Origin of the sequence: Paenibacillus sinopodophylli (genome assembly GCF_005930355.1) — a bacterium.
GTDB lineage: Bacteria > Bacillota > Bacilli > Paenibacillales > Paenibacillaceae > Pristimantibacillus > Pristimantibacillus sinopodophylli.
Genome location: NZ_VDBO01000008.1, coordinates 25,561 through 44,662 on the forward strand (window position 1 = coordinate 25,561; position 19,102 = coordinate 44,662).

At 43.9% G+C, this 19,102-nt stretch carries 15 protein-coding genes; 14 read left to right on the plus strand and 1 reads right to left on the minus strand.

What is annotated here, in order from left to right; translation table 11 throughout:
- Positions 1-136: 136 nt before the first annotated feature.
- The gene (locus FGT79_RS22410; RefSeq protein WP_138755081.1) at positions 137-1,114 is read right to left on the minus strand and encodes a tRNA dihydrouridine synthase; all 978 of its coding nucleotides are present in this window, start codon (positions 1,112-1,114) and stop codon (positions 137-139) included.
- A gap of 334 nt (positions 1,115-1,448) precedes the next feature.
- Between FGT79_RS22410 and FGT79_RS22415 the strand changes: the two genes are divergently transcribed.
- From FGT79_RS22415 to FGT79_RS22480, 14 genes are all read left to right on the plus strand, one after another.
- Positions 1,449-2,531, plus strand: a complete 1,083-nt coding sequence (locus tag FGT79_RS22415) for a substrate-binding domain-containing protein (RefSeq protein WP_171056378.1) — start codon at positions 1,449-1,451, stop codon at positions 2,529-2,531.
- Between the two features lie 244 nt (positions 2,532-2,775).
- Positions 2,776-3,687, plus strand: coding sequence for a carbohydrate ABC transporter permease (locus FGT79_RS22420; RefSeq protein ID WP_138755083.1), 912 nt, complete (start codon positions 2,776-2,778; stop codon positions 3,685-3,687).
- Between the two features lie 2 nt (positions 3,688-3,689).
- Positions 3,690-4,523, plus strand: a complete 834-nt coding sequence (locus FGT79_RS22425) for a carbohydrate ABC transporter permease (RefSeq protein ID WP_138755084.1) — start codon at positions 3,690-3,692, stop codon at positions 4,521-4,523.
- A 65-nt stretch (positions 4,524-4,588) separates the two neighbouring features.
- Positions 4,589-5,890, plus strand: coding sequence for an ABC transporter substrate-binding protein (locus tag FGT79_RS22430; RefSeq protein WP_138755085.1), 1,302 nt, complete (start codon positions 4,589-4,591; stop codon positions 5,888-5,890).
- Positions 5,891-6,016: 126 nt separating this feature from the next.
- Positions 6,017-8,542: a beta-mannosidase gene (locus FGT79_RS22435; RefSeq protein ID WP_138755086.1), complete on the plus strand. Its 2,526-nt coding sequence runs from the start codon at positions 6,017-6,019 to the stop codon at positions 8,540-8,542.
- 306 nt (positions 8,543-8,848) lie between these two features.
- Positions 8,849-10,234, plus strand: a complete 1,386-nt coding sequence (locus FGT79_RS22440) for an MATE family efflux transporter (RefSeq protein WP_138755087.1) — start codon at positions 8,849-8,851, stop codon at positions 10,232-10,234.
- Between the two features lie 48 nt (positions 10,235-10,282).
- Positions 10,283-11,068: a DeoR/GlpR family DNA-binding transcription regulator gene (locus FGT79_RS22445; RefSeq protein ID WP_138755088.1), complete on the plus strand. Its 786-nt coding sequence runs from the start codon at positions 10,283-10,285 to the stop codon at positions 11,066-11,068.
- 267 nt (positions 11,069-11,335) lie between these two features.
- The gene (locus tag FGT79_RS22450; RefSeq protein ID WP_138755089.1) at positions 11,336-12,313 is read left to right on the plus strand and encodes a CehA/McbA family metallohydrolase; all 978 of its coding nucleotides are present in this window, start codon (positions 11,336-11,338) and stop codon (positions 12,311-12,313) included.
- A gap of 2 nt (positions 12,314-12,315) precedes the next feature.
- Complete coding sequence (locus FGT79_RS22455; protein WP_138755090.1) at positions 12,316-13,290, plus strand: CehA/McbA family metallohydrolase; 975 nt, start codon at positions 12,316-12,318, stop codon at positions 13,288-13,290.
- Complete coding sequence (gene phnW / locus FGT79_RS22460; protein ID WP_138755091.1) at positions 13,287-14,396, plus strand: 2-aminoethylphosphonate--pyruvate transaminase; 1,110 nt, start codon at positions 13,287-13,289, stop codon at positions 14,394-14,396. The genes FGT79_RS22455 and phnW overlap by 4 nt, the downstream gene beginning before the upstream one ends.
- Positions 14,386-15,207, plus strand: coding sequence for a phosphonoacetaldehyde hydrolase (gene phnX, locus FGT79_RS22465; RefSeq protein WP_138755092.1), 822 nt, complete (start codon positions 14,386-14,388; stop codon positions 15,205-15,207). Before phnW ends, phnX begins: the two co-directional genes overlap by 11 nt.
- Entirely contained in the window at positions 15,188-16,546 is a 1,359-nt protein-coding gene (gene pbfA, locus FGT79_RS22470; RefSeq protein ID WP_138755093.1) for a (R)-1-hydroxy-2-aminoethylphosphonate ammonia-lyase, read from the plus strand. Before phnX ends, pbfA begins: the two co-directional genes overlap by 20 nt.
- 148 nt (positions 16,547-16,694) lie before the next feature.
- Complete coding sequence (locus FGT79_RS22475; protein ID WP_171056379.1) at positions 16,695-18,074, plus strand: hypothetical protein; 1,380 nt, start codon at positions 16,695-16,697, stop codon at positions 18,072-18,074.
- Positions 18,075-18,155: 81 nt separating this feature from the next.
- Complete coding sequence (locus tag FGT79_RS22480) at positions 18,156-19,094, plus strand: carbohydrate ABC transporter permease (protein WP_138755095.1); 939 nt, start codon at positions 18,156-18,158, stop codon at positions 19,092-19,094.
- Positions 19,095-19,102 lie beyond the last annotated feature (8 nt).

Sequence of the window (19,102 nt, forward strand, 5' to 3'; positions counted from 1 at the left end):
CGTAGAGTGTAACATAGTGCTATGAAAGAATTATGAAAGAAATACAACCGTCGATGATGCTGGTCTGTGTGCAGCAAAAAAATAAGAGACCTTCCCAGCGTTCATTGAACTTTTGGGAGGTCTCTCATTATTTGTTTTAATCTAATTCCTGTTCTAAAACACCATGGACTAACCGGCGGACTTCATCCGTCGACCTGGTCTCCATTAATTGCGTTCTTAGCTCGCTTGCGCCTCTAAATCCACGAACATAGATTTTGAAAAAGCGAAGAAGCGGTTTAAATGGACGTTGCAGGTCTTCTTTTGAATATTGATCGTGAAGATCTAGCTGTAAAAGAAGTAAATTGAGAAAATCCTTCGCGCTATGCTCTTTAGGTTCTATTTCGAATGCAAATGGATTGGTGAAAATACCGCGGCCAATCATGACACCATCAACCCCATATTGTTCCACTAATTTCAATCCTGTCGCGCGGTCAGGAATATCTCCATTGATGGTTAACAGCGTATTAGGTGCAATTTCGTCGCGTAATTTTTTTATTTCAGGGATTAGCTCCCAGTGCGCCTCAACTTTACTCATTTCTTTCTTGGTACGAAGGTGAATGGATAGGTTCGCAATATCTTGTTTCAATATATGCCCTAACCAATCCCGCCACTCATTAACCTCATGGTAACCCAATCTTGTTTTCACGCTAACCGGCAATCCACCAGCTTTTGCTGCTTGAATAATTTCGGCTGCAAGTTCAGGATGTTGGATTAATCCAGAGCCTTTTCCATTGGAAGCAACGTTTTGGACGGGGCATCCCATGTTTAAATCGATACCACGAAAACCAAGTTTTTTCATATCGATACTCATCTGTTCAAAAAATGCAGGTTTATTGCCCCAAATATGGGCGACGATCGGCTGCTCATCTTCTGTGAACGTTAACCGACCACGAGTACTGTCTCTTCCTGCGGGGTTACAATAACTATCAGTACTTGTGAATTCTGTGAAAAACACGTCGGGTTTTGCAGCTGTACGAACGACGTGACGAAATACAACATCTGTGACATCTTCCATTGGCGCTAATATAAAAAATGGCTTTGGCAAATCAAGCCAAAAGTTTTGTTCGTTACTCATATTATCTCCTCTTGATGCATGATCTAAAAACGATATAAGCAGTAGTAAAGTTCCTTTACCCAACATACATAATATCATTTTTTCTCGATTGTTGCACAGATTCCATAGTATGAGGACGGAAACATTGTAGTAACTGCCGTCCATCACGTATCCGACTTGCTGCTGTTGTATAGGTATGAAGTACAGGTTCATTCTGCCCAAATCGTGTTCGTTGGGTTTGTTGAATGTAGGTACAACATTCTATACAGCTAATCATTAATTTGTTATGATGATATGAAATCTGTTAGGTTTACAAGTAAACTAACTAAATATGAGCTTCGGAGTGAATGATTTTATGGATAAGCCAAGAAAGGTAACGATGCAAGAGATCGCTGACAGGGTAGGAGTGTCGAAGTATGCCGTTTCCAAAGCGCTATCAGGGAAGCCTGGCATTAGTGCGGCAACGAGGGGGAAAATATTCGAAGTGGCCTCTCAGTTAGGCTATCTCGAGCAGAAACTTGGTAAACGATTACTTAACGGTAAACAACTAGATGAAGATCAGGACAAACTTGTAGGTATTCTAATTCCTAACATTCGCAGTCAGAATAGAGATTCCGGCTATTGGGGAAAAATACTTGATGGTGTCTTCAAAAACCTTGAAGCAAGTGGGACGTCATCCGTGCTTATTACTGATGATCTACCACGCAACTTCCATAAAGTGATGCGCCCTGATGGTTTGCTAGGCATCATCGGTATCGGACTTATCAATTCTTCTATGCTTGTTGATCTTCGTCATATCGGTGTACCATTTGTACTTGTTGATCACGAAGATGATCTCGTTAGTTCAGATAGTGTTTTTATGAATAACTATGATATCGTTCGTAAGCAAGTGAAGTATTTGATTGGTAAAGGCCATACCCATATTCAATTTGTTGGCGATTGGCGTTTTGCTCGGAGTTTTTCTGACCGCTGGAATGGCTTCAAGTCTGCGCTAGAGGAAAACGAAATCTCATATATACCAGACCGTGCGCTGCTGTCTATCCAACCAACGATGCACCCTGATAATCTGTCGCTTATCAAGCGCAGTTTCGAGCATATTAAACATAACAATCTGCCAACTGCTTTCGTATGTGCCAATGATAAAATAGCCTCGCTATGCATGCGTGCAATGGAAGAGCTGGGCATTCGTGTTCCGCTCGACACATCCGTTATGGGCTTTGACAATGATCTGGATATTCTGGAGGAGTTTCCGGAGCTGAGTACGGTTAATGCGGAGAGTGAAGAGCTAGGAATAAAGGCTGTTGATATGCTATTGCGCAGATTGACAAATACTCATATGCCTTATGAAAAGTTGTTGTTGCAAAGTGATCTTATTATTCGCAGCAGCATAGCTACTCCGCGGGTTGCTACGCTCTCTTCCAATAGCTACAGCGAATGATCATAAACAGAAAGTTATAAATAGAACGTCTTTGCCCGAGGAGGCAAGGACGTTTTTTCTATTATTAATCGTTAAGCATTTTTTTGTTATTGTTGAAATCGCTTAAAGTAAACCTTTATTAAAAATTTATACATAAAATTTAGTCGAATTTAGTTGACTGAATTCGTTTCATCTTTTAATATGAACTAAAGAAAGCGTAATCATTAACAGATACGATCGATTCTAACAGAAATGGGGTAATGCTATGTTCGGAAAAAAAATAGGCACCAAAAGAAAATATGAGCACAATGTAGCCGGATACGTTTTTATTTCTCCTTGGCTGCTAGGCTTTCTTCTTTTAACACTCTGGCCAATTATACAATCCTTTTATTTGTCCTTTACGCAGTATTCGCTTCTCGATTCCCCGACCTGGGTGGGAACAGGCAATTATGAAGCTATTTTTCAGAAAGATAGACTGTTTATCAAATCACTTGTTGTCACCTTTACCTTCGTATTATTTGCAGTCCCTATCAAATTGTTTTTCTCCTTAATGGTAGCCATGCTGCTTAATCGAGATATTAAAGGTATGAGTCTATATCGAACATTGATCTATTTCCCGTCTCTTATCGGTGGAAGTATCGCGGTGGCCGCACTATGGCGCAATATGTTCGGATTGGATGGCTACATTAACCATATTCTAAGCTGGTTTAGCATCGAAGGAATTGGTTGGATTTCTAATCCCAAGACAGCACTTAGCACACTCATTCTTCTTAGTGCTTGGCAGTTTGGTTCAACCATGGTTATATTCTTGGCTGGATTAAAGCAGATTCCGAAAGATTTGTATGAGTCCGCGTCTGTTGATGGAGCTGGTTTTTTCAGGAAGTTCTCCAATATTACCATTCCGATGCTTTCGCCAGTTATGTTCTTCAACCTTGTTCTTGGCATCATTAATGCTTTTCAAATGTTCACCTCAGCATTCGTTATTACAGCAGGTGGACCTGCAAATTCGACTTACATGTATGTTCTGTTCCTTTATGAAAAGGCATTCAAGCAATTTCAAATGGGTTATGCTTCTGCGTTAGGTTGGATTTTGCTTCTTATTATTGGCCTCCTCACAGTTATTAACTTCGTTGCATCTAAATACTGGGTGCATTACGAATCAGAAGGGGGGAAATAAAGATGACAGCAGAAGCGAAGAGGTCTTGGAGAAGTCATCTTATCTTGATCCCATTCTCTTTACTTATGATCTACCCCGTTATTTGGTGGATCGGTGCCTCTTTCAAAAGCACCGCGGAGTTATCTTTACCATCTCTGTTTCCTGAGCAGTGGATGTGGCAGAACTATACGGATGGCTGGGCTTTTTCATCCAAATATACGTTTACAACGTTTTTCGCCAATACACTGATGATGGAGTTTTGGAATGTACTTGGTGGTGTATTAACAGCGGCTCTTGTAGGTTATGGCTTTGGGAGACTCAATTTCAGGTTCCGTAACTTCTGGTTCGCTGTACTAATGGCAACACTTATGCTGCCTGCTCAAGTGACCGTCGTTCCACAATATATCCTGTATAACAAGCTTGGTTTCGTAGATAGCTACGTTCCGCTTATCTTACCTCACTTCTTTGGAGGAGGAGCTTTCTTTATCTTTTTGGTTGTGCAGTTTATTCGAGGAATTCCACGTGAACTGGATGAAGCGGCTCAAATTGACGGTGCTTCGGTATATGGCATTTTCTTTAGAATTATTATGCCGCTAATCAAGCCGTCCCTTTACACCGTAGGAATATTCACCTTCCTGTGGAGCTGGGATGATTTCTTCTCGCAGCTGCTCTATCTGAGCTCAGTTGAGAAATTCACAGTTGGTCTTGGTCTTCGGATGTTTATTGACCAGTTTGAAGTGCAATGGGGACAATTGCTTGCTATGTCATTGCTGTCTGTCCTGCCATCAGCCATTATCTTCTTCGTGGCACAGAAGCACTTCGTTGAGGGCATTGCGACAACAGGAATTAAAGGCTAGTTCTACCCAACTAACAGCAACACCCACATTTATATATACAACTTAAAAAAGGGAGTGTTCAAAGTATGAAAACAGCAAAGCCTTGGTTGAAAATGTTAACGACAGGTATTCTTGCTTCGGCTCTAGTTATTTCTGGATGCAGCTCATCCAAGTCTCCGGAAGCTTCAAATACCCCAGCTGCTGCGAGTGAGAAGAATCTGAAAATCATGTGGTGGGGATCTGATGGACGTCACGAAGCAACGAACAAAGTTTTAGACCTTTATACGAGTAAAAATGAGGGTATCAAATTCACACCAGAATTTACAGCATGGGATGGCTACTGGAGCAAGCTGCCTACTCTATCGGCTTCTCGGACGCTGCCGGATGTGCTGCAAATGGATGCAGCTTATATCGAGAGCTACGTTAAGCGCGGTTTGTTAGCTGATTTGTCTGATCTCGATCTGTCAGGCATTGTTGACGAGAATGTACTTGAGAACGTGAAAATTGACGGAAAATTATATGGGATACCGCTTAGCTATAACGGACAAGCGATGGTATATGATAAGGCCGCTCTTGATCAATACGGCGTAACACTTCCGCAAAACAATTGGACGTGGGAAGATTTCTTTAACTTTGCTCGTGAAGCTCGTACAAAGCTGCCTAGCGATAAATATCCTATTGATGATTTGAGAAATATTTGGGAATGGTATCAGTTCTACCAAACATCAAAAGGCCTTGGACCAATTTTCAAGGAAGGGAAATTTAACCTAGACAAAGATACTTGGATGGAATTCAACAATATCTACGCTGAATTCTCGAAGCAAGGCATTGTGCCGAAAGCGGATTTGCAGCTTTCTGCAAAAGAAAATGATCCACAAACAGATACGTTTGCTAAAGGACGTGTATTGCTGCGAGGTTCCTCCGTTGGTTCTGCAACAGCAGTAGAAGCATTGCTTCCTAATGGAGATATTCAAGTGAATAGCTATCCAATTGGAACAGCTGGTGGTGGTTGGGCACAATCAACGATCTTCTTCTCTATCAATGCGGATTCCCCAAATATCGAAGAAGCTAAACAATTTTTGAAATGGTTCATTTCTGACCAAGAGGCTGGTAAAATTCTGGGGACAACTCGCGGTATTCCGATCAATAGCGAAGTGTTGGGAGCTATTGAATCTACCCTTACAAGTGGTGAACAGCTAGGTATTCAGCTTCTTGATGTAGCTAAAACGAATGCGCTGCCATTCTATCCAGCACCAGCTGGCGCTGAAGATTTCACAGCGACATACAAATCAGAGCTAGAAGCTGTCATGTTCGGTCAAATTACATTAGAGCAAGCTTATGAAACGCTCGTTGAAAAAGGTAAAGCTGCTGAGTCTAACAATTCGTAACCAAGTAACAAAGGTAGAGGCAACGATTTAACTTATACAGACAGTTATCAGGTCCGGTGAGGCTTAAGTGTGTTTAGCTTAAGACTTACTCGGACCTGAAATTTATTCATTGCATTGGAGGGTTATATGGAGCTTACAGCAGAATGGAGATTACAGGGTTATGACATAGGGCAAGTACCAGCATTGCAAATTGCTGATGCAGGTCTAGACGACCGATTCTGGATGACAGCTAAAGTACCAGGCTGTGTCCATTCAACACTTATTGAAAGAAACTTAATTACCGATCCTTACTTTGGACATAACGATATCAGTTCACGCTGGATTGAGGACAAGGAATGGTGGTACAGAACAAAGTTTCAACTGGACCAGGGCTTGCAGAAGCAAGAGAAGTTAGAGATTTTCTTTGAGGGTCTCGACACGTTTGCAACTGTCTTTGTCAACGGTCTAGAAATCGGTAAAACCGCGAATATGCATCGTGGCTATACGTTTGATATCACTAGAGTTGTGAAGCCTGGTAAAAATACGATTGCAGTTAAATTTGATCCATTATCCCTTCATCATAAGGACAAGGCGCTTATGCAATGGTCCTCTTATACGAAGGAACGTCCTTGGATAAGAAAGGCAGCCATGAATTATGGATGGGACTGGGGTCCACGCATGGTGACAGTAGGCATTTGGGGAAAAGTACATGTACTTAGAAGTGTCCAGGCGCGTTTGGATAGCGTATTTGCTCAATCACTCTCGTGTAGCTTGGAACAGGCTTCGGTACAAGTATCGGTTGATATGAAACGCTTTTCTTCTAATCAAGATTTCGTTGTCCAAACCAAACTAGTCGATGTAGAAGGCCGTATTGCTGCTGAATCAACTCATTTGGTTCACGACAAGAGTACAACCTGCCTGCTCAATATTAGTAACCCGAAATTATGGTGGACGCATGATCTTGGTGAGTCTTATCTATACCAGCTTGAAGTTGTACTGCTTGCTAATGATGTTCCTGTGGATCAATATAGTCAATCCTTTGGTATTCGTTCAATTGAGCTTCAATTACAGGATGATCTAGGTAATCATGCTTTTGCTTTCCTTCTTAATGGTGTAAAGCTGTTCGCCAAAGGCTCCAACTGGATTCCTGTTGATCATTTTATTGGCAGTGCACCAGATAAGCGCTACACGGATTTGATAGAGCTTGCAGTAGACAGCAACATGAATATGCTTCGTGTATGGGCGGGTGGTATTTATGAAAAGGATGTTTTCTATAAAGAGTGTGACCGTCTCGGTTTGCTGGTATGGCAAGACTTCGCTTTCGCTAATGCTCTATTCCCGGATTTCAATGCCGATTTTATGGAAAATGTGAGACAGGAAGCCCTCTATAATATTAAGCGGTTGAGAAAGTATACTTCTTTGGCACTATGGTGCGGCAATAACGAAATTGATTGGTTATACGATATGAAGTCTGCGGATGGTGACATTACTTGTCCATTTTATGGTGAAACGATCTATCATGAGCTTATACCTGAGCTACTTGGTGAATTGGACACTTCGCGTCCTTATTGGCCATCGTCTCCATATGGAGGTAACGATGCTAATGATCCTAATGAAGGAGATCGTCATAATTGGCAAGTTTGGCACGGATCCGTATATCCACGCAAATTTGGCGAAAAAACAATGCTGGATTACAGTATCGAAGGTGTCACGTTTAAAAATTATAAAAAGGATTATACGTTATTCAGCAGCGAATTCGGCATGCATGCTTCTGCTAATCGCTACACGCTCGAGAAGTATATCCCAGAAGGACAATTTTACTGGGGCAGCACAGAGATGGCTTATCGCAACAAAGATACGAATCATCAAAAGGGTATTCTACTTATGGAAGGATTTACTGGTATTCCGAGCAATATTGAGGAGTACATGAATTATTCCATGCTGACACAAGCAGAAGGACTCAAATATGGCATCGAGCATTATCGCCGTAACAAAGCACGGACAAGCGGTTCCTTGATCTGGCAGCATAATGACAGCTGGCCGGGGACAAGCTGGTCGCTAATTGATTATGAGCTGCTGCCAAAAGCATCCTTTTATTACGCGCGTAAATTTTATCATCCACTCTTGCTGACTATTGATTACGAACCAGAAAGTCCTATTGTGCTTTGGGCAGTCAATGATCGTTTGGATACTTATGAGGGCAACGTGGAACTGAAGATTTATCATATGGATGGGACTCTCATCAAGCGGCAGGAGGTTGTGGCTAAAGTAACAGCAAATTCAGCTGTTAAGCTAGGCAAGTGGGAAGAAAATGAATTGCTCGGAGACATTCCGGCAGAAGAAGTTGTAGTGAAGCTGTCTGCTGAACAATGGGATTGCTTTGACAATTACTATTACCTAAGAGATTACCGACTTCTTAGACTACCTGAATCCAGTCTTGCTGCCCATTGGGATGGTGAGCAAGGCACGTTACACGTTCAGGCTAATGCTGCTGTTGCTCGGATGATCAATATTCAAATTGCCCAAGGCAATGTCCGTATGAGTGACAACTTTTTTGATTTGCTGCCAGGAGAAAGCAAGAGCATTGTAATAACACAAGCAGATGGTCTTCCACTTTCCGTTGACACGATCCGAGTACATGCACTTAATGCGAGAGCGGTTAGTCTGGATTAGCAAAACTCGATCAAAACGATAGAAAGCATATGAAAAATGAACAAAAACGAAAGCAAACGGTTAAAGAACAGGCTACTTCCTGTACATAGGAGGTAGTCTGTTTGTTGTGCGAAATGTAAAGTATTTGTAAACCATCTCCTATCGCCCCAACATGCATTGATTAATAGACAAACAATTTGTATGATAGGTTAGGCAACATGAAAGCAATATAAACCACATAAAAACTACTGTGTGATTACTTGAAACTATGTGAAAAACATGCAAGTTGTCGTATAATTTGAATAAGAATGAGGGATAGGCTTAGGGATGAATACGATCAGAAAGTCAGAGTTTAATCGCGAGATGAAAGGATTGGTCATTCCGTCTGTCCTGCAAATGCTTGTTGGCAATTCGTTCTCGTTAGTTAATATGCTTATGGTGACTAGCTTAGGGGATGGAGCAGTCGCTGTAACTGCCGCGGCGGGCAGAATTAGCTTCATTCTATCGATGATCCTTACTGCAGTCTATGGGATGACCGCCTACATGACCCAATATTATGGCAAGCAGCAGTATACGCTTATGCGGGCGACATTCGGTTTTATGCTGCTGATTGGAATAGGTATGAGTTTACTGGCATTTGTGGTTGTGTCGACTTGGAAGGAGCCAATTCTAACGCTTTTTATTAAGGATGCTGAATTAATACCGCTTGGTGTGCAATACGTGACGATTATGGCGTTTGTTTTTCTGATTAGTGCAATTCGAGATGCCTATGCTCAGGCGCTTGGCTCGATCGGGAAGGTTAAAGTCACGTTATATGTCGGACTATTCGCAATGGCTGTTAATATTGTATTGGACTACGGCCTCATTTATGGAAAACTCGGCTTCCCCGAACTCGGTGTTGCAGGAGCCGCATGGGGAACGTTAATTTCTTCGGGTATAAGTCTGTTGTTTTTGTTTGTTTTCATTTATAGTAAATCGTATTATTTTAATATTGGAGCTAGGGAGCTGTTTAGTTTTCCTGTGAAGCTGCGTAAGCAGGTACTCAAAACGATCTCGCCGCTCGTGTTCCACGAAGGCATGTGGTCGATTGGCAATATGTTGTACGCTGTAGCTTTCGGGTCATTAGGTATCGCAGCATTGACGACATTCCAGCTGGCGAATACGCTGCAGGGGTATTTTATGATGGGTATCCACGGATTTGCCTATGCAGCGAAGGTAATGATTGGTCAAAAGTTAGGACAGGATAATCAAGAGCTGGCGATGGATTATGGTCGTAGATTTACTCGGATTTCGGTTATCATTGGTATAGTGATTAGTGTTGTCCTTGTGATCGTTTCGCCGTTCGTGTCCCTTGTGTTTCCGAAGCTAAGCGCTGAGGTTCATGCTTCTTTAGGAAATGTTCTCCTATTGCAAGCACTAGCGATGACCGCATTTTTCTTGAATAATGTGTGGATTGTCGGTATGTTTAGAGCAGGTGGAGATAATTTGTTTACGATGAACATGATTCTAATTACGACATGGGGGATCGCATTGCCGGCGGTATTCGTTGGTGCGTATGTGCTCCATCTGCCGCTCGAATGGGTTTATGGTCTATTTTTATGTGAAGAGATTAGCAAGGCCTTGATCGGATATAGACGTTATCGCTCTCAGAGATGGATGCGGAATTTGGTTGGGACTATTCCGGACTCGCCTTCAGCAACTGCATCTTTATAAGCTATGAGTGCGTGAGAATAGTAGTGAAGTAGAATAGGAGGGTTTGCGATGTCACTCGCGGGCGAAGAAAGAAAGCTAAGTATTATGAACTTGCTGAATGAGCATGGGAAGGTCATTGCGAGCGACCTGGCGCGTATGTTCGAGGTTACAACCGAGACGATTCGCAGGGATCTGGATGATCTAGAGAAGGAAAATAAGTTGAAGAAGGTTTACGGCGGGGCAATTAAGCTCAAGGTTGAGGTAGAGCCTACTCTGTTCGAAAGAGCCTGCATTAATCAAGAGGCGAAGGAAAAGATTGGTTATCTTGCGTTTACGCTCATTGAAGACTATGATGTGATCTTCATAGATGAAGGCACAACACCGCTTCAGATTATCCCATTTCTCGCTCAGAAGCAGCAGGTAACCGTCTTAACGAGCTCAATTTCTGCATTGATGGCTTTAATTGAGCTCAAGAAACGAGATCAGTTCGATGGCCGAATGATTATGCTTGGCGGTGAAGTGAATGTGAAGCATCTTCGTGTAACGGGAGCGATTGCGGAAGCGAATATGTCTGATATTTTTGTGAATAAAGCATTTGTAACGGTGGACGCCTTATCAACCGAGCATGGATTCACGAGCTATGATTATGAGAAGGCGTCGCTTACTCGCAAATGGATTCAGCAGTCGGAAACGTCGATTATTTTGGCGGATTCATCGAAATGGGATAAGCGGTCCATGGTCAAAATATGCGATTTCCACGATATTGATATTGTAATTTCGGAGTTAGAACCTCCGACAGCATGGAAAGCGAAGCTGGAAGAGGCAAATACAAGATGGATGATGCCATCTGAATAGTCACCCTCCACATAATCAGGAAAGCCAGTAGAGAAGCAAGACTTCTCTGCTGGCTTTTTTTGTTGTTGTTTGTTGTTGTGTAAAGTTTGTAATCGCTATGTTAAATCTTTCGAATCGCATTGTATTGGTCGAATTTTCGCAGTAGAATGTTTAAAACAACATAAATAAAGCTAAAAGCAAATAAAAACAATATGTTGTTTGTGCTTGTCTTTATATTCTTCTGCAATCATTTCATTCGAGTGAATGACTAAGAAAATAGGAGTGACGATGATGAAAGACGCCGTGTATTTGGATAAAAGCAAAAGGAAGTACAAAGGGAATTTGCATATGCACACAACATGGTCAGATGGAACGCAAGAGGCGTCGGATGCGGTTGCTGCGTTCAAGGCTATAGGTTACGACTTCATTAGCATTACGGATCATGATGTATTCGCTCGTACCGCTGCTTTCGACACGGAATCGTTCATCGTGTTGCCGGGTATGGAGAGAGGCGGCTTGAATCTTGTGCCGGATGAAGACCCAGGCTACCACTTTGGCGTGCTGGACGATCCAACGGTTGAGTCTATGGAGCAAAGATTCCAGCATTTGCAATCGTTTGAGGTACCTATCCCTTGGGAAGGGCAACAATCCCCGCAGAAGCTGATAGATGAAATGAAGGCACATGGAAATCTTGTTGTGTTCAACCATCCGGAATGGCATTTGACACGCTTCGAGGATATGGTTCAATACGATGGATTTTTTGCAATCGAAATCTATAATCACGCAACGGAATGGTCGACGAGCTCTTCTTATGGTGCGGCTTACTGGGATCATGCACTGCAAAATGGCAAGCGCGTGTTCGGTATCGCTGCTGATGATTCGCATGACCATGATCCAAGCTGCAAGATTCCGGAGTATGGCGGCGGCTGGGTTTCAGTTGAGGCAGATGAGCTTTCGCAGGCAGGCATTATTACGGCACTGAAGAAAGGACAATTTTATTCCAGCTCTGGTCCTGAAATTTTTGATTTCCGGGTAGAGGATGGCTTCGTCTATGTGGAGTGCTCACCTTGCCAATATATCATGTTCAAAGCATTTCCGCTGCGTGGACCGTTCCATGTTGAACGCGAGAAGGGTGAATTAATGACCACTGGAAGTATGGTGATTCAGGCAGGCATGAATTATATCCGAGTGGAGTGCGTGGATGAGAAGGGTAGAATAGCATGGTCTAATCCGATTTTTGTAGATGATCTGATAGAGGAGGAATAGCAGTGAGAAATGCCATTTTTTTAGATGCTGGTCGTCAAAAGTTTAAAGGCAATATTCATTCGCATTCCGTTCGCAGTGACGGCGAATATACGGTAGAGCAAATGATAGATGCGTATCGTTCTAAGGACTATGATTTTATATGTTTAAGCGACCATGAAATCTACTTCCACAGCGATGCCTATGACACGGAAACGTTCATCCTGCTGGATGGCTATGAAATGGCTTGCGAGATGGAACGCGAAACGACTGGTCAGCAATATCATATGCATGGGCTGTTGGATCGATCCTTGCAGGCAGAGAAGCCCTTTCACCACGATGAGGAGCATGCGAAGCCGGATTATGAGAGCTTGGATACGATTCAGCAATTGATTGATGAGATGAGAAGCAAAGGAAATCTCGTCATTATGAATCATCCGGAATGGTCCAAAAATCGTGAAGAGGATTTGCTTAAGCTTGAAGGTTATGCCGCGATAGAAATATATAATCACCAATCCGAGATTCAAGAGGCAGTTGGCTATGGCGTATCCTACTGGGACTATGTCTTGAAGCGAGGCAAGCAGGTCAACGCCATTGCGGCAGACGATGCTCACGGCGGCCCGACGGATATGGCGGTGTCTGAATTTTATGGAGGCTGGATTACGGTAGATAGTGAGCGACTAGAGCAGCAAGCGATTATCGAGGCTATCAAAGCAGGCCAATATTATAGCTCAAATGGTCCGAAGATTTATGATCTCCGCATAGAGAGCAATAGACTAAGAGTCGTGTGCTCTCCTGTGCGAAGTATTCGTTTTATTACTTTTCCGAACAATGGCTTAGCAGAAATGGATCCTACTGGCGTATACATCACCGGAGCGGAATATATCATTCAGGATGATGAGCAATATGTACGTGTAGAATGCGTAGATGCTTGGGGAAAAGTAGCTTGGAGCAATCCGATTTATCCCAAATACGAGCTGCAGCTGCAGGAGGGACTATGAGCAATCCTTACTTATTATTGACGCCAGGGCCGTTATCGACAACTGCAACGGTTAAAGAGGCGATGCAAACGGATTGGTGTACGTGGGATCATGAATATAAATCCATCGTTGAACAGATTCGGCAGCAGTTGTTAGAGGTGGGGTGCACATCCAAGGAGCACTATACGACTGTGTTTATGCAGGGCAGCGGCACCTTTGGCGTGGAAGCGACGCTTGGCTCTGTCATTCCGAATGATGGCAAGCTGCTCGTAATAATAAACGGCGCTTATGGAAGACGTATGGAGGAAATCGCGAAAGTGCTTCGTATTCCGCATGTTTCCCTTTCGTTTGAAGCTAATGCGCCGGTTGATTCACGTGCGGTTGAGAAGAAGCTGATAGAGGATGCGTCGATTACGCATGTCGCTATGGTTCATTGCGAGACGACAACCGGCATTCTAAATCCGCTTGAAGCAGTGATGGAGGTCATTAAACGAAATGATCGCATAGCCATCATCGATGCGATGAGCAGTTTTGGCGGCATTCCGATTGCCGTAGAGGAGCTGGAGATCGACTTTATTATCAGCAGCGCGAATAAATGCATCCAAGGTGTTCCAGGCTTTAGCTTTGTTCTGTGCCGAAGGGATGAGCTCATGAAGTGCAAAGGAAGAGCGCGCTCGTTATCGCTCGATTTGTATGACCAGTGGGAGACAATGGAGCGGGATTCCGGCAAATGGCGCTTTACTTCGCCGACGCATGTTGTGCATGCTTTTAAACAAGCATTATTGGAATTAGCGGAAGAGGGCGGCGTAGCAGCTCGTCATGAACGATATCGCAACAACCAGAGAATCGTCGTGGAAGGGATGACGGAAGCGGGCTTTACAGCTTACTTGCCGAGGGAGCTGCAGTCACCTTTCATCACAACCTTTTTGTATCCGAAACATATTTCATTCACATTTGAGCATTTTTATACCTTTTTGAAGTCGGCTGGTTTTGTTATTTATCCTGGTAAATTAACGGATATCGATGTATTTCGGATTGGGAATATGGGAGATGTGCACGCGGAGGACATGGAACGTTTGAATACGCACCTATTACGTTATGTAGGAGAGAGCCACTATGAGAATTGAAGGCATAATCTTTGATTGGGCAGGCACTACGGTTGATTATGGCTGCTTTGCGCCGGTGCAGGTATTTCTCGGTATTTTTGAGGAAATAGGCATTCCATTAACGATGGACGAGGTTCGTGCTCCTATGGGGCAGTTGAAGCGGGATCATATTCAGACGCTGCTGCAAATGCCGAGAATAGAAGCTGCTTTCCAAAAGAAGTTCGGACGCAGCCATACGGAGGCGGATATTGATGAGCTGCATGACCGGTTTGAGCCTAGACTACTCGCTATTCTCTCGCAGTTCGGAAAGCCGAATCCATATGTAGTAGAAACGGTAGCGCTACTCAGACAACAAGGCTTAAAGATCGGAGCGACCACAGGTTATACCTCCACTATGCTTTCCATTGTGGCCGAAGCTGCTAAGGAAAACGGTTATGAGCCTGACCATTGGGTAACGCCAGATTTGGTTATGGATAAAGGCAGACCTTATCCTTACATGATCTATGAGAATATGAAGCAGCTTAATCTCCGCCACCATGCGCAGGTGGTTAAGGTTGGAGATACGACCTCTGACATGGAAGAGGCGAATAGTGCGGGTGTTTGGGCGATCGGCATTGTGAAAGGCAGCTCCATGCTCGGTCTTACGGAGACTGAGGTGCAGCAGCTTTCACCAGAAGAAGAACGTCATATGATTACTGCTGTGAGTAAGCAATATATAGAAGCAGGAGCACACGCTGTGATTGAAGACATGTCTCAGCTGCCTGCGGCAATCGAGCAACTTAATATACGATTGATGAATAAGGAGCTGCCATATGGAAATCCGCATCAATAGTCGTATAGAAGGAGATATCAATGGAACGGATGCTCGCGGGGCTTGGCAGGACGAGCATCTAAGTGAAGAGACGCTTGCTGTACTGGAACAGGACAGCAAGCTTTTTCTTCATCAGTCGATGTCTACGCCATGCTTGAATGCAATTGTAAATGCAGAAGGCATCTACATTGAGGATCAGGATGGGCGCAGAGTTATCGATTTTCATGGAAACAGCGTGCATCAGGTTGGCTATAAAAATGAGTATGTGATGAATGCCATCATTGAGCAGATGCAGCAGCTGCCATTTCTGCCGCGTCGGTATACGAGTCAGATCGCGATTAAGCTGGCACAGAAGCTAGTCGACCTAGCACCTGGTGATCTGAACAAGGTGCTGTTTGCGCCAGGCGGCACCAGTGCGATCGGCATAGCGCTGAAGCTTGCGCGCAGGGCAACCGGCAAGCACAAAACGATCTCGACATGGGATTCCTTCCATGGCGCAAGCTTGGATGCCATATCGGTTGGCGGCGAAGCCGTGTTTAGAAGCGGGATAGGACCTCTATTGTCGGGGACGGAGCATATGATGCCCTATAATAGCTATCGCTCGATCTTTGGTGAGGGAGAGGAAGCTAACGATCGGAATCTAGATTATCTATGCTACATGCTGGAGAGAGAAGAAGATGTGTGCGCGGTCATTCTTGAGCCTATTCGGAGCACGGATGTACAAATTCCGAGCGTTGCCTATATGCAGCGGCTTCGTCAAATCTGTGATGATTACAGTGTGCTGCTCATCCTTGACGAAATACCAACGGCACTTGGCCGTACGGGTACGATGTTCGTGCATGAGCATTATGGCATTGTGCCTGATATCGTCGTCATTGGTAAAGGCTTTGGCGGCGGAATATTCCCCATGGCAGGCATTATAGCCAGAGAGCATCTAGATGTTGCGGGCGATATTTCGCTCGGACATTATACACATGAGAAAAGCGCTGTTGGCTGTGCGGCTGCACTGGCTACCATTGCATACATCGAACAGGAAAACCTGTTAGAGCATGCACGACATATGGAACAATGGCTGATTGCTCGGCTTGGAAAGCTGCAGGAGAAATATACTGTAATTGGCGATGTTCGGGTTAAAGGGATGCTGGCGGGAATTGAGCTCGTATCGGATCGGGTGACCAAGGAGAAGGAAGCAGAGGGTGCTGAAAAAGTGCTCTATGAATGCTTGTCCCGCGGACTAAGCTTCAAGGTATCCAGCGGCAATGTCCTTACACTTGTTCCGCCGCTCATTACAAGCGTGGAGCAGATGGAAGAAGCTATTCTTATATTGGATCAATCGCTTGAACAAGTGTTTACGATCTAAAACATATTCACTTTCTATAAAACAACAACATCGCAACTGAAAAAATAATAAAACAATTTATTAATGTGCATTTGACACAGTTTTTACAATTCTCCTTTATAGTTGAGTTATGCCAGTGAGAACTGGAAAACGAGGAGGGTTTACAAGAATGAAGAAGCTAGCTCTTGGATTAGTTAGTGTAATGACAAGTATGACATTGTTAGCAGGTTGTAGTACAGGCTCAAATACGGGAGCTGCTGCAAATGGCGGCACGGATGCTTCCAGCAATGGCGACAAAATGAAAGAGGTCGTGATTTCCGTTCGCGAGAACACATGGGGAGCACGCAAGGACAATTTCGTAGAAGCAGAAAAACGGTTGAACGAAGAGCTAAAGTCAGAGAACGTACAAATAAAAATTGACTGGTGGCCTGGCATTGGTGATGACGAGCTGATTTTGCAGGCGCAGGCGAATAAAGTAGCAGATGTATTTATTAACTCCAGCGTGGATATCGGTTGGCAGCTAAATGCTGGACTAATCCGTGATGTGGACTGGGTAGGAACCTCAGATGTGTTCAAGAACATGCCGGAATCCTACAACAACATCATGAAGTACGAAGACCACTACTACGGCGTTATTCAGGATATGGATGCTTCTCCCGTATTCATTAGCCGCAAAGCGCTGGAAGGTCTTGGTTGGACAGCTGCACAAATCGATGAGCTAAAGGCTCGTGTTGATGCTGGAAGCTTCACGTTCGGTGAGCTTGTCGATCTTGCAGATGAGGCAGCTAAGCAGAAGCTGGTTAAGGTAGGCTTCGGCGTTGAAGATACACGATTCGAGGGCTGGAACTACACATTCGACAACTATAACTATAATGCGGCAGAGAACAAGATGGTACTGTCGAAAAACACGGAGAAGGTTTATGAATTTTGGCAGGATGCGAAGCAGCGCGGCGTAGTGACGGAGGGCATTGCTGAGATTGATACGGACAAGGCTGCCGAGCTGTTCATTAAAGGTGAATTGTTCGCTGAGTTTGCGCGTACGGAATTTTATCAAGTGATGCGCACGCAGCTAGGCATGGATGAGGACTTGGCTGGCTATGAGGCTTGGTTTAAGGAAAATGCGATCTGGATTCCAGTTCCTTCGGTAGAGCAAGGCGGAAAACCTGTATCTTACAGCAACCCAGCGTTGATCTACGTAGGAGCTAAGGTTGATGATGAGAAAATGCCGTATGTTCAGAAGCTGATTGAACGCGTATTGGATGCGGATCTGCAAATTAATCACACGCTTAAAAGCGGCAAGCTTCCTGTAACAGCGGCAGCGCAAGAAGACCCGCGCTTCCAAGAAATGAGCTTCTATAAGGATCATGCCTACTTAATCGAGTTCACGAAGACGCGTCCGGCTCAAATGGATTATGCGGTCTATATGAAATCGTTCACGCTTGGTATTGATGCTATTCTGACCAAAGGCCAAACAGCAGCACAAGCATTCGAGCTATTCCAGAAGGATGTCAAACAAAACGTACCAGCGGACAGTCTCATTGTAGAATAACGATGATACCGAGAAGGTGCTCTGCTTACTAGAGCACCTTTCCGTTTATTTTGCTCATAGGAAGCGGGTGCAGATCTCATTATGGAGATCCCAGTGACTTTAGCCAAGAAGCCTTACAAGAAGCCTTTAGCCAAAAAAATGTATCCTTACTTTTTCATTATGCCCTTTGCGCTGCTCGTGCTCGTATTTTTCATTCTTCCAGCGATTGCGACCATTATTATGTCCTTCACGGATTTGAATGCTTCGATGAAAATCAACTTTGTGGGCTTCGATAATTTCAAGCGAATTTTTACTGATTACAGCATGCCTCAAATACTGTGGAACACCGTTTTGTTTGCCGTTATTACACTTGTGTTCTCTTTGTTTTTTGGATTGTTTATATCAATTGCAACCCAATATTTCTTAAAGGGCAAATTGACGGCAGTCATTTATCGTGTCCTATGGCTAATCCCGAGCATCATACCTGCAGTTGTATATGTAACGTTCTGGAAGTATTTGTTTGATCCCACGGAGGGTGGGCTGATCAACAAAGTTCTGCTCTTATTCCAGCCAGACAGCGATCCCATCTCATGGTTTACCAAAATCGCGATGGCAATTGTCATTATTGCTACGATTGTGTCTACAACTTCTGGAGGCATGATTCTATTATCGGCTGCAATCAGCTCTATACCGGAGGATTTGTATAAGGCTGCCAAAGTAGATGGAGCAAGCGAGAAATCGGTCATCACCAAGATTATTCTTCCTTCATTAAAGTGGCCGTTAATGTATATTACGATATCGGATCTTATCGGCTTTGTGTCTTCCTACTTCTTCATCCTGCTGCTCACAAACGGCGGGCCTATGCGAGACACGACGACGTTATCTCTATACGCGTACCAGCAGGCTTTTAATTTGAAATATTATGGATACGGGGCCGCTCTTTCGCTACTGGTTGTGCTGATCTCGCTTATTTTGACATTATGGCTGCTGAGGCTGTTTGATTTCGATGAAATGATCAAGCCATCGCGCATTGAGGATTAGGAGGCCAT